At 60.3% G+C, this 12,426-nt stretch carries 10 protein-coding genes and 1 rRNA gene; 6 read left to right on the top strand and 5 right to left on the bottom strand.

The window, feature by feature from the left end:
• The 3 genes from IRZ31_RS15795 to IRZ31_RS15785 all read right to left on the bottom strand — a co-directional run.
• Positions 1 to 69 (bottom strand): 16S ribosomal RNA (locus IRZ31_RS15795); the annotation flags it as partial.
• Between the two features lie 718 nt (positions 70 to 787).
• The gene (locus tag IRZ31_RS15790) at positions 788 to 2,284 is read right to left on the bottom strand and encodes a hypothetical protein (RefSeq protein ID WP_297155334.1); all 1,497 of its coding nucleotides are present in this window, start codon (positions 2,282 to 2,284) and stop codon (positions 788 to 790) included.
• Between the two features lie 364 nt (positions 2,285 to 2,648).
• Positions 2,649 to 3,830 (bottom strand): M24 family metallopeptidase, encoded by a 1,182-nt coding sequence (locus IRZ31_RS15785; RefSeq protein ID WP_297155332.1) that lies wholly within the window; start codon positions 3,828 to 3,830, stop codon positions 2,649 to 2,651.
• Between the two features lie 367 nt (positions 3,831 to 4,197).
• On the opposite strand from IRZ31_RS15785, the gene IRZ31_RS15780 reads away from it, so the two are divergent.
• The 6 genes from IRZ31_RS15780 to IRZ31_RS15755 all read left to right on the top strand — a co-directional run bounded on the left by IRZ31_RS15780 (position 4,198) and on the right by IRZ31_RS15755 (position 8,588).
• Complete coding sequence (locus IRZ31_RS15780; protein ID WP_297155330.1) at positions 4,198 to 5,448, top strand: LCP family protein; 1,251 nt, start codon at positions 4,198 to 4,200, stop codon at positions 5,446 to 5,448.
• A 181-nt stretch (positions 5,449 to 5,629) separates the two neighbouring features.
• Complete coding sequence (pgeF, locus tag IRZ31_RS15775) at positions 5,630 to 6,589, top strand: peptidoglycan editing factor PgeF (RefSeq protein ID WP_297155328.1); 960 nt, start codon at positions 5,630 to 5,632, stop codon at positions 6,587 to 6,589.
• 141 nt (positions 6,590 to 6,730) lie between these two features.
• Entirely contained in the window at positions 6,731 to 7,462 is a 732-nt protein-coding gene (locus tag IRZ31_RS15770; RefSeq protein WP_297155326.1) for a YggS family pyridoxal phosphate-dependent enzyme, read from the top strand.
• 14 nt (positions 7,463 to 7,476) lie between these two features.
• On the top strand, positions 7,477 to 7,974 hold the full coding sequence (locus IRZ31_RS15765; protein WP_297155324.1) for a DUF6391 domain-containing protein: 498 nt from the start codon (positions 7,477 to 7,479) through the stop codon (positions 7,972 to 7,974).
• Positions 7,975 to 7,978: 4 nt separating this feature from the next.
• Positions 7,979 to 8,257, top strand: coding sequence for a YggT family protein (locus IRZ31_RS15760; protein WP_112431112.1), 279 nt, complete (start codon positions 7,979 to 7,981; stop codon positions 8,255 to 8,257).
• Between the two features lie 67 nt (positions 8,258 to 8,324).
• Positions 8,325 to 8,588, top strand: a complete 264-nt coding sequence (locus IRZ31_RS15755; RefSeq protein ID WP_297155336.1) for a DUF167 domain-containing protein — start codon at positions 8,325 to 8,327, stop codon at positions 8,586 to 8,588.
• Positions 8,589 to 8,779: 191 nt separating this feature from the next.
• Here the strand turns inward: IRZ31_RS15755 and IRZ31_RS15750 are convergent, their stop codons facing one another.
• Positions 8,780 to 10,189, bottom strand: a complete 1,410-nt coding sequence (locus IRZ31_RS15750) for a hypothetical protein (protein ID WP_297155320.1) — start codon at positions 10,187 to 10,189, stop codon at positions 8,780 to 8,782.
• Positions 10,190 to 10,569: 380 nt separating this feature from the next.
• The coding region (locus IRZ31_RS15745; protein ID WP_297155318.1) for an ABC transporter substrate-binding protein at positions 10,570 to 12,426 on the bottom strand (1,857 nt) is incomplete at its 5' end.

The raw sequence follows: 12,426 nt of genomic DNA, 5'->3' as shown, positions 1-12,426 counted from the left end.
GCGTTCGACTTGCATGTGTTAGGCACGCCGCCAGCGTTCGTCCTGAGCCAGGATCAAACTCGCCATCCAGTTCTGCTTTCCTCGATCCACTCGCGAGGATCGAGGTTCTATCTTCAGCGGCTGGCTCCCCAGCCTCCGCTGAGCAAACCATCCGCCAAACTTTCAGCTCTGGATCAGCGAAGTCATCAGCGCTGCTCACCTGGATGACTATCTGCGAGCCAATTCTGCCGGCACAGCTTTACCTGTGCCGGGCAAGAAAGCTAGCAAACAGCGCGACCTAGGCGAACACAGCACATCCGCCTCTGCTGTTTTCCACTCTTCAATTGTCAAGGTGCACTGTCGATCATTTGCACCGTCTGCCAGAAAGACAGACAAAGATCAGCCGCGTTCCACGTTGCACTCAGGATCTGTCAATCTGCATCCCGACAGAGCGACTTCTTATGATCTCGCTCTCCAGGATGCTACGCTGAGGACACCGTACCGCGGTTCTGAAATCTCTGTGGAGAATTTCTGCGAGAGATTTGTCGACCGTCTTTCCGTCCGGCGCGGACTTAATTATGCCATAGGGCTGGGACCTTGTCAAGAGGGATAGCAGGGAATTTTTCAAATTGGGGAAAAGATTGGCCAGATTGGTAGAGCCTCAGCCGGTTGCGGTGAAGGCCAGTGTGGGCGAGCCGGGTTCTATGGCTGTGGGAAGGCAGGCGAGCAAGGTAGTCAGGCTGGGGAGGGCGCCGGCGCCGGCTGGGGTGAGAAACCAGTATCCGGTGCCGGCGCCGGCGTCGAGTGCTTACAGCGCTTCTTCATCGCTCTCGCTGATGGTATAAGGTGGCTTCTCGACTGGCACGCGATAGCCACGAGGTGCCTGTGAGTTCTCAGTCGGGCCAAAGGGCTGCGGCACTTGGGTTGGCGTCGCCAGGTCGCTGGTAATAGCGCGCACCAGGCGCTCAATGCGATCCCAGCGCGGCGGGAAAGAGGCGGCGTAGAATTTCTCATGTCCCTCGCCGTCGTAGATGTAGAGGGTATAGTCACGGTCAATGTAGCGGTAGTCCACCTTGATATAGGGAATACGTACCAGCTCCAGGACCTGCAACGTTGGCCGCAGGCTCGACTGGACCGCCTCAGCGCTGGCGCGTCCGGAGGCCGCTGCCGCAGTATGTACTTCTTCAACGGCAGCCTGCCAGATGTCAAGCGGGACCGCTTCGGGCGGCGCTGCAGGATGGAGGTTTTCGTTAACCTCGGCGCTATAGACCAGCTCCCCTTCGGCCCTAAGCAGCTGCTGCTCGGGCAAGGCATCGGTGCCAACGAAGCGGTGCCGCGTGCGCAGTTCAAAGCTGCGCACGATCTCACGATGGCGCACAATCTTCCCAGTTCCGTTGCAGGCGGGACAGAGCGCGGACTTGGCGCCCTGGCAGGCGGGACAAACACGTTTGCCAGTCACGCAGTCGCAGTCAACTTCGCCGTTAATGCAGTCAGGACAGGGGATGGTGCGCCCCTTGTTGGCCGGGTCGGTGTCCAGGGGATTGGGAACTGGCAGCCCTTGCTGGCGGATGCCTTCGAAAACAGTGGAGACGCGCTCACCGAAGGCGTTAGCCAGTTTTTCGACGCGCCTCTGCAGAAACGGTCGCTTCTTCTGCTCAGCCCAATCGGCTATATAGCCGCGCCCGCGGCAGGTCGCACAGCGCTTGCGGGCCCGTCCACGGCAGTCCGGACAGGTAATCCAGCCTCGTCCGTTGCATTCGGTACAGAGCGCATGCCCGGTGCCATTACAGGTCGTACAAGCTAGCAGCTCATCCAGGCCCGTCAGCCGCGTGCGCGTCGTAGGGGGACGCAGATCGCTGACCTCTGGCAGCTCGTAGTCCCAGACAGGTAGCAGCGGCTGCGGTTTGCCAGGAGTCTGACCGCTATATGGCTCGCTCACAATCTCCAGGGCCCGGTGTTCCCAGCGCGTTTGCACAGTGATTTCCCAGACTTCGTCGCGGCTCATGGCAACGATGTCCATATAGGTGCCCAGGTCCCGCGCCACGCGCCAGTTACCTGCAGACCAGCTGTTGACAAGCTGACGAATCCTTTGCTCCTCGATGTCGCTGGGCGGCGCTGGCCGTGGCACTGTCTGCGATTGCTGCCAGTAGGTGCTGGCGCGATCCACTACTTTTTTGAGCTGCTGCTGAACTTCGTTAACTCCTTGAGTCAAAGCCCGCCCCAGCTCTTCGAGGCGCCTATCTATATCGTTTGGGCCGAGCGGATTGCCCGGTGTGTTGGTACTCTGTTCCCATTCATTGCTCATGTCTTTTGCCTCCAGGCTCTGGGCACAGCTCACCGACCAGCCTCTTGCTGCGGCCTGGCGCCGCCCGCAGGCTGGTCAGCCTGGCTGTTCGTTCGCTTGCAAGCTGGCTGGGCTGCGCCCTCGCTCTCATCGCGCTATCTCTGATTACCAGTTATACGCTTTAGCCCGCTGCTACGTTGTAGCTGAATCGTCAGGGGTTTTGTTTTGCGCGCTGCCATCTTCAATGCCCTGACTGACTTGCTCACGATGAACCCTGGAGAAGGGGGCCGCCTGCGTACGCTAGCTGCCGTTATTCTCGCGCCGCCTGGCTTGCACAGATCCTCAGCCGTCACTGCGCCGGGCTGCCGATGCGCTTTTGGGCCTGCTAGAGCAGAGGAACAATCTCGTGCTGCATCGGAACGCCGGTGACTTCGACTTCTCGTTCGTGGATAAGTAGATTGATCTCGCTGCGCACGCCGAAGTCGGGCAGATAGATTCCCGGTTCCAACGAGCAGCAGGTTCCTGGTAAAAGGCGACGTTCATCATGGGTTTCGAGGTTATCAAGATGCGCTCCTTCACCGTGCTCTGCGGTGGTAATGCTGTGACCGCTGCGATGGACAAAAGCCTCGCCATAGCCGGCACGCGCGATGACCGCGCGCACAACGTCGTCAACTTCATAGGCTTGCAGGGGCTGAGCGGTCGCCAGCCGCTGACGGATGAAGTCGAGTCCCGCGTCGCGCGCCTGGCAGACCAGGGCGAAGACCTCTCGCTGCCGTGAAGGGATCTCGTCCTGCCGACCGACGAAAGCCATCCAGGTGTAGTCGGCATAGATGGCCTCCGCTTCGGGCAGGCGGGCCCAAAAGTCAATGAGCAGAAGGTCGCCCTGCTGAATAGGACTGTGGTGCTCGGCGGTGGGCGCATAGTGTGGATTGCCGGCGTTGCCGTTGACAGCAATCAGCGGCGGTTCCTCAACGAGCAGCCCCTGGGCACGCATGAGCGCCAGGAAGCGCTGCTGAACACTATATTCAGTGAGGGTTCTTCCCGCCTGCAGGTCACTGGTTAGCTCTTCTAGAAGCCTGTCTTTGGCCGCTATGAGACGCCGCCCCGCTTCACGGTGACTGGCGATTTGCTGGGGTGTGAGGCAGGCGACAAAGTGCTGGGCCAGATCAGCTGAGCTGACAATTTCGACACCATAGCTGCGGACCAGCTCGATTGTCCCGGCATCAACGAGGGAAAGGTAGGGAATGGCATTGTGGGGTGAGTACTCCATCGCAATCCGCCAGCCCGGTTGGAAAAGGTCGCGCAATTGAGCGTGTAGCTCTTGCCAGGAACGGAAAATACGCTGCTCTCCCGGCAAGCTGCGCAGGACATGCGGCTCAACGGCGCTCACAAGGGCGATCGGTTTCCCCTGGGCCGGTACCCAGTAAAACCAGCGCCGGGTAAACATTTGCTCACGCGGCAGTTCCAGTATCCGATGAGCAATGGGATTGGAACGACGGAAATCGTAGAAGAGCCAGCCCTGTAATCTTTCCTCTTGCAGGGCCTGCTGAATACGCTCTAGATTCATGGTGGCTTGCTCCTTCTTTTCTTTCCTTCGATATGCCCTCCACCAGGGGATAGTGCTAGCCCAGGCGCTCGCTCATTCGCTCGCTCAGAGGAAGCGAGATTTCAGGGTTTATTCTATCACCTGCCGCGCTTGCAGCTTTCTCAGCCCGCGACCTCGCATGGCGTTCGCCCGCCAGCGGAAAAAGTGGTCCGGCCAGGGTTAGCTTGCGGCTTGCCAGGGTGAGCGCATGGCCTCACTCCTCAACTCCGGCGAGTTTTCTGAGATAGATACATCGTTATATATGAATGTTACAGGGGTCAGGAGCGGGGGACCTTCGCAGGGGGACCGTGTTGCTTAGAGTTCTCTAATGTATCGGCAGGGTTCCGTTATGACAAGCCAGGAGCAGCCAGATCCGAAATTTGAGACTGATCAGCCATCTGCCCAGGTCCAACCGCCGTTGGAGGAGCAGGTCACTCAGCGACTAGAGGCCGGACCGGGGACGCCGGCCTCCGCCTTTGAACGGGCACCGACGCTTAGACTGAAGGCCCCCAGGAAACGACGTTCGCGGGGGCGCGTGCTGCTAGTAGCGCTGCTGCTGGTGGTGCTTTTGCTGGGAGGAGGAGTTGCCTATGGCTACTACTATTTTCAGACGACGATCCAGGAGCCGGTCTCGCACTTTGTGCATCCGGTGAGCCGCAGCAACGAGGAGCCAACCAATGTGCAGCCAACCACCAGCGGGGCCGATATTACCGGTCACTCCTGGAATATCCTCTTGCTAGGCAGTGATAACGATGGCAAATATACGTTTCCCGCCGTTCTCACCCAGGTGATGATGGTCGTACATATTGATCCGCAACAGAATCAGGTCTTTCTGGTTTCGATCCCACGCGACTCCTGGGTCCATATTCCCGAGGTGGGAGGCATGCATAAGATCGATCAGGCTTTCTTCCTGGGGGCTATCCAACACAATAGCTTCGATGATGGGGTGCGCCTGGCGCGTCTAACCATCGAGAAGGATTATGGGATTACGATCGATCGCTATGCCTGGGTAGGTCTGGACGGCTTTGCCAAGGTGATCGATACGCTGGGTGGCGTTGACATCGATCTGACTCATCCTATTGTTGACGATACCTATCCCGATGATGTAGGAGCCAATGCCTCAAATCCCTACGGCTATCGGCGTATCTATCTGCCAGCAGGGCCTCAGCACCTGACTGGTGCGCAGGCGCTGGCGTATGTCCGCTCACGCCACGCCGACCTGGTCGGTGATATCGGGCGAACCCAGCGTCAGCAGCAGGTGCTGGAGGCGCTGAAGAAGAAGCTGGATGTGGCAAATGTGATTGAGCATCTTCCTTCACTCATCGCTGATCTGCAGGGCAAGGTCTACACGGATATCAGCGAGCAGGAGATGCTCGGCTTCGCTAACTATGGTCGTACGCTCTCATCCAGCGCTATTCACCAGGTCACGCTCGGCCCCGGTCCCGGCAATCAGAACTACGGCACGCTGAGCACCGTCTACGATCCCTCTGTTGGTTCTGATCAGTCAGTGGTCTTGCCCGATTGTACAAACATTCAACCGCTCATCAATCGCATTTTCGGCCTCGGCGATGTCCAGAGCTGTAATGTCACTGGCTCGTAAGCCGCTGCCCATGTGTGATTACAGGTAACCGTAATCAGCCGTGGGCGAGCGCCGTGTGCTTCGTGATCCCCGCTGCCGCTAGGGAGTAGAAGCAGGGTCCAGACACGGCGCTCGCTCGCTGTTGCCGGCAATGTGCTACAATAGGCTCCAGAGAAACTCACTCTCAGCGCGAGGAGCCTTCGTGATAGAGCAGCAAGCCGCACCCACACACGGCGCCCCAGCTGGTCCCGTCCGCTATTTGCAGTTTGAGCATCTACTCCAGTTTCCCACTCTCGTCCATGCTATCTTTACTCGTCATGGAGGCTACAGCCAGCCTCCCTGCGCCAGTCTCAATGTCTCTTTTAAGGAAGATCAGCCAGAGGCGGCTGCAGCCAATCGCCTGCTGGCGCTGCAGGCCCTTGGTCTGGAAAGCTGGCCCTGTGCGACAGTATGGCAGATCCACAGCGCCGAGGTAGCCCTTTTTGAACGCGACCGCTGGGAGGACTGGCTCCCGGACTGGCCCTATCGGGCTGTGGAGGTAGCTGGTCGCCAGGTGGTCTGGACCCCCCGCCCCCGTCGCAAGGCTGATGCCATTATGACGGCGGAGCGCAATGTGGTGCTGGCGATGTCCTTCGCTGACTGCCTGCCGCTGCTCTTTTATGATCCTCAGCGGCAGGTCATTGCCCTGGCACATGCTGGCTGGCGCGGTACAGCGCGGGGGATCGCTCTGACAACGGTCGAGGCGCTGCATCGGCATTTTGACTGCGCTCCTGAGAATCTGCTGGTCGGCATTGGACCAGGCATCGGCTCCTGCTGCTACGCGGTGGATGAGCCGGTGCGTGATCTATTCTACGGACGGCGCGAGTTCACGGAGCTGCCTGTCCGCCCGGACCTGCGTAACCTGGTGGCCGAGTCTGCCGTATTCTCTCTGGTACCTGCCTCTCAGGATTCATCAGCTGCTGCTGATGAGCCACAGCTCCACCTGGATCTGTGGGAGACGAATCGCCGACAGCTCTTGCTGGCCGGTGTGAAGGCTGAGCATATTGCGCTCGCTGGTCTCTGTACAGCCTGCCACCAAGGAGACTTCTTTTCATATCGCGCAGAGCGAGGGCGCACAGGTCGCTTCCCGGTGCTGCTGGCACTGCGTTCGGACGGGGCCTGAGCATGCTGGTCACGAGGCATGAAGTCCAGGTGAGGATAGGCAGGCAGAGAGCACCCGGTCCGGGCTGGCCCGGGCGAGGGTCTGTGATGATGGCTGTGACCAGCGCGGCCCGGGCGAGAGCTGAGGGCAGGAGGGTATGCAATGGCAGAGTCGTATGCCTATGGCACGGAAGAGCAGTTACAAGAACGGCTGGCAACCAATCTGGCGCGCGTGCGCAGCCGGATAGCGGAAGCCGCCGCACGGGTAGGCCGCCATCCGGAGGAGATCACACTCGTGGCGGTCTCCAAGACGTTTCCTGTCGAATTTGTCAAGATGGCGTATAATCTTGGCGTGACTGATTTTGGGGAGAACCGGGTGCAGGAGGCGCTGCCGAAAATTGCTGCTTTCCACCCCTCTACGCTGCGCTGGCATATGATTGGCCGCCTGCAAAGCAATAAGGCGAAGAAGGTGGCCGAGGCCTTCGACTGGGTGGAAAGTATCGAGAGCTGGCATAGTGCTCAGGCCCTCAACCGCCATGCTGCTGCCCTGGAACGACGCATCCCCATCTTGCTAGAGGTGAACGTGGCCGGCGAGAGCAGCAAGGGTGGAGTCAGTCCAGAGGAGCTGCCCGAGTTTGCCCGCCAGGTGGCCGCTCTTCCTCAGCTAGAGATCCAGGGCCTGATGACTGTGGCCCCCCTGGTGAGCGACGCCGAAGAGGTACGCCCCATCTTCCGTACCTTGCGTCAATTGCGCGAACACCTGCGCACGCTGCTACCGCACTGCCCCTGGCAGCACCTTTCTATGGGAATGACCGATGATTACTGGGTTGCCATCGAGGAAGGTGCTACCATCGTGCGCATCGGGCGGGCAATTTTCGGCGAGCGCCCGCGCTAGTGAAGGATATGACGATGAAACCAGGTGATTTTCTTTTCAGCCGCCGCATGCGGCAGAACCACGCGCTGGAGCACGCTACGGTCACCATTCTGAGCCGGATGGTGCCCGATCTACGCGTCTCCGCCCGCGCGACCACCGATGGCTTTTTGATGTTTGGTAGCGACGTTGATTTGGGGGTCTTGCGCCGCGCTGCGGAGGAGGCTCTTCAGCGCTTACAGGCCGGTGAGGCCGAGCTGGCCATCCATCCCAATTGTGGCACAAATCTGGCCGTGGGGATCTCGCTGGTGACCATCGGGACTATGCTCGGCTTCGCTTCCTCGCGGACACGTACGCGGGTCACATCGACGGTCCTTTCCTCTGTGGCCGGGCTGCTGGCAGCGCGCCCCCTGGGGGAACTGGTCCAGAAGTATGTGACGACCCTGCCAGACTTGCGCGGCGTGCGCGTGACCGAGATCAGGCGCCGGAAGATCTTCGGCTTTCAGGTGATTGAGGTCCGTACTGCTCAGGAGTGACGCTATGTTCGGTCTGCCCATCCCGATCCTCCACTGGATTGTTCAGTATGGCATTGGTCTGATCCTGTTTACGCTGTTCTTACGGGCCATTGCTTCATGGTTCGGCCTGGATGAGCGCTACAGCTTTTTCCGCTTCCTTGCGAGCTATACCGATCCGTTCATCAAGCCGGTGCGCCAACTGGTGCCACCGATCATGTTCATCGATGTCTCGTTCATGATCACCATGTTCCTGCTCTATACCCTGATGGTCCTGCTGCTCCAGGCGCTGCCTCCAACATGGTAGCTCCCTGCTGAACAGATGGGAGAAGGCAGGCAGGCAGACAGACAGACAGGTGAGAGGCCAGGTGCAGATGCTGAGGATAGCGGTGCGTGTGACGCCGGGCAGCCGGCGGGAAGCGCTGGAGTGGGATGGTTCGTCGTTGCGGGCATGGGTGCGGGCACCGGCACGTGAGGGCGAGGCTAACGCGGCCCTGATTGCTCTGGTGGCACGCTATCTGGGGATCAGACGATATCAGGTGAGTATTGTGCATGGGGCTACAGCGCGAGAGAAGGTGCTGGCTCTGGAGGGCCTGACCCTAGAGGAGGTCCAGCGCCGCTTAGGCCGCGGCCCCTGAGCTGTGAGTTCGTTCGCTACGGCGCTGCGATCTCTCCAGGCGACTCAGGACGGGACGGAACAGGATAGGACTCAGCTTCATCCAGGATCAGGAAGAGGGAAACGCCGCTCGACGGCAGCAGGGAGACTGACGCAGCAGCGTTTCCCTTCTACTTCTCATGCTGAGGAGACTCTTCTCCCTGGGCACTCCTCTCAGTTCTCCATGCCGCGCAAGAGCAGGTCGGCCTCTTCAGGAGAGAGACGCCCCTCAGCCACCATGCGCAGCACTGTCGCCCGGGCCTCAGCCATTTCGCTGCTGCGCTCGCGCTCACGCGGCCAGCCAAAGTCGACCTTACCTGTGTGCCAGGCATAGCGCTGCTGCCTCTTCATTTCCCGTACCACGTCGGTCACCTCGCGTCCTATTTCGCGGCCTAGACGCCCAAACTCTTCCCCAAGATAGGCGAATTCACGTCCCAACTGCTCACTCACCTGCGCCCAGGCAGGCGACCAGAGCCAGTGCTTGAACGGTCTTCTCAGGCTCCAGGTTGTCGGCGCGCTCCCCACCCGCAGGCTGAGATCGCCACCGACCTGCAGCTCAAGGATAGCCTCCCCCTCACCGTAGGTCAGACTGAAGGCGCTGCCATCAGGAATAGGCTCACTCACGCCGCTGACAGAGCCACCGACCACGGCCTCGATCTTTACACTGGCCTGCTCAGGCAGCACAATACGCGCATCGCCCCCAGCACGCAAGTGTGTATGGCTACCCGCCGGGAATGTGCCGGCCAGCGAGAGATCGCCGCCGATAGCGCTCGCCTCCACAGCTCCGCCGATTTCGCGCAGATCAACATCACCGCCCACATGTCCCAGTCGCAGCAGGCCAGCGAGCGCCACACCGCTCACATCGCCGCCCACGTTGCCCAGCTCCACCCCAGCGGCAGCCACCGCCTGGATGAAGACATCCCCCCCAACATTGCCAGCATGCAAGCGCTGGGCCTGCACGACGCGCAGGTCACCGCCAACATTACCCACCACCAGCTCGGCCTCAGCGCTCTCCTCAAGCTGGCAGTCGCCCCCCACACTGCCCACCCCACAGCGACGCCGCACCTGGCGCACCTCTAGATCGCCACCAATGTGGTCGATATCCACTTCGTCCAGCTCACTCAGTCGGGCACTCCCTCCAATGCCCTGCCGCACCCGCAGCACTCCCAGGCGCCGCGCCTGCAGGTCATCGCCACAGACCAGCACCTCCACTGGCTCTTGAATGGCCTCCAGCACAAGATCTCCTGCACAATTGCTCACCCTGGCCCCACCACTGATCTCACTCAGCACTACATCGCGCGCCTTCTCGATGCTGACATGCCCGCTCAGGCGTCTCACATAGAGATCGGTGATGGCTTTCGATCCCCCAAAGAAACGGCTGCCCAGCGGGATGCGCAGCGTCAGGTCACCCACACCGCCGCGAATGGTGAGCAGATCTTGCTCCTGACTGATCTCCGGTAGCTCTCCAGCAGCCTCCACAGCGATGCTGTTCTCTTCCCAGCCCCGCACTTCCAGGCTCCCCGTGAGATTCTCAATGCTCACTCGGGGATGCCGACCCACAGGGAATAATTGCTGCTGTACCATCGCTGTCTTCCTCTCTTCCGTTTCTGCTTACTTACTTGCTTTCTTTCTTCCCTCTACACGCTTACTTCACTGACCAAAGGTCGCAAGCCTCGCATGAGCTGCGACCGCCGCTGCCAGCGAGCGGTGTAGCATATCACCATAGTCATGGCTATTAACAGCCACTACTCATGGATTTTATCACAGCTTTGCCATAAATTCAATAATGTTTTGCGGAATAATACCATCTGTATGGAGGAATTTTTCCGGTCGAGAGTGAGCGGGCCGTGGTCAGCAGCACACAAGAAAGCGCGACCTCCCTGCCCGCCGCTACCCAGACCAAGAAAGGGGGCGGACACGGTGGCCGCGCATGTCGCCTGATCGAGATGAGGCGCTGGCTGCCGCTACTTGAAGAACTTGCCTTCAATGGAGCTAATCTTGATGTGCCCCTGAGCGTCTACATACAGGACCACGATCGCCTTATCAACGGGGTCGCCGTTGCTCGCGAAAGAGATCTGGCCGCTGATGCCCTGGATCGCTCCGTTGCCGCTGATGGTCGTGAGAGCCTGACGCAGTTTGCTGCCTGTCAGGCTCTGCGAGCTGCCACCCGTGGCCAGCGCGCGCCGACAGCCCTCAAGCAAGGTCTCAGTGGCGTCGTAGGCCAGGATGGTGTTGAAGTCAGCACGGGTGTAGCCGTAGCCACTGTGCTGACCATTGCCACTGTAGAGGCGAGCATAGTCGCTGAAAAAGGCCGGCTGCGGACGCCCCAGATAGCCCCATTCATCGGGATAGGCAAAGGAGGTAAAATGGAGGCGGCTAAACACTTGCCTGACGTTGCCATAGCCCTGTGGCTGGTAGAGGGCATCACCGCCAAGGACGGGCAGGCTAGCCAAGGCGCCAATGGTAGGCAGATACTTGAGGAGCGGGGTAATATCGCTGGCATAGCCTGCAAAGTAGATGAGGTCGGGATTCTTGCCCAGAGCATCCGAGAGCAGCACAGGCAGCTGGTTCGTGTTGCTGCGCTGATAATGCTCCTCAGCAACGATCTGCCCCCCTTGCTGGGTAAAGGCGTTACGGAAGTCGCGGAAGAGGCTGCTGCTATAGCTATTGCCCTGATCATAGAAGGCGGCCACTCGATGGGCATGGAGGACCTGCAGGGCATAGCGGGCCCCGGCGCTGGCCTGTTCCTCGTTGGAGGGCACCACGCGGAAAAAGTAGGGCGAGAGACCGCTGAGCTGGTCGCTGGAGGCTGTTCCCGAGACCAGCGGAATCTGAGCCTGGGCCAGTACGCCTACCGCATTGATGGTCTGCGAGCTGAAGGGCCAGCCCATAACACCCACAATGGTGCTATCTTTGTGGGCCGCCTGAACAATTTGCTGGGCCACTGTACCAGCGTAGTTGTCTTCGCTGCCTGAGTTGGCAATGAGCAGGCGCAGCTTGAGGCCATTGAGGCCGCCGCTATCATTGAATTCGCGCTGCGCAACATAGGCGCCCTGCAGGGCCTCGCGTCCGACATCGGTGTCGGGGCCGGTGAGCATGGCGCCGATGACAAGCGTCAGGTAAGGTGAGCCGGAGGCAATGACGCGCAGGTCCTCCTGATAGATGAGGGCCTCGGCATCGTTGGAATCCTCGGCGATGGCCAGAGCAAGATAGGACTGAGCGGCAGCGTAATTATCGGCTTTAAAGCTCTGGGCCGCCTGCTGCTTAAGGCTGGCATCGCCACTGGGGCGCGTTGTATCGAAGATGATACTGCCATCGCTGAGACCCAGCAGCTCAGATTGCCCTTGCGCATTCTTGATGGTGAAGGCCCCAATACCGTTGATGTTCGCCGGCAGGGCGGTGCTGAGCGCGGTCGCGCTGCCCTGCCCCTCTGAGCTGCCCGACCCTTGCAGGCGCTGGCGCAAGCCGCTGAAGGCTCCCAGGGCGATGGCTGCGATGAGGATCAGCACGAGCAAGAGCAGCAGGAAACTGGCCAGCACCTGGCCGTTGTAGCTCCGCTTGCCTGGCAGACGAGGCTGAGGTGGTTGCGACGGCGGCAATGGCTGCCAGAGCTGGCGCTGCTGCTGGCCCTGCACCGGGCCGGTGACGGGTACTGGTGTCTGGGGCGCTGCTGACGATAGCGTAGGCGGGAGAGGAGTAAAGGGGTCGCCTCTCACCGTGCTCACTGAGGGGCTTGTTCTTTGAGGCAGAGTCGGGCTGCTGGGTCCGAAGCCGCCGCTCTGCGGGCGTGGCCTGGTAATGGGATGGGCCCCCGTGGTCAG

Source organism: Thermogemmatispora sp., from assembly GCF_019683635.1.
Lineage (GTDB): Bacteria > Chloroflexota > Ktedonobacteria > Ktedonobacterales > Ktedonobacteraceae > Thermogemmatispora.
The sequence above is the reverse complement of the archived record's forward strand: the minus strand, read 5'-3'. Positions and strand labels throughout refer to the sequence as shown.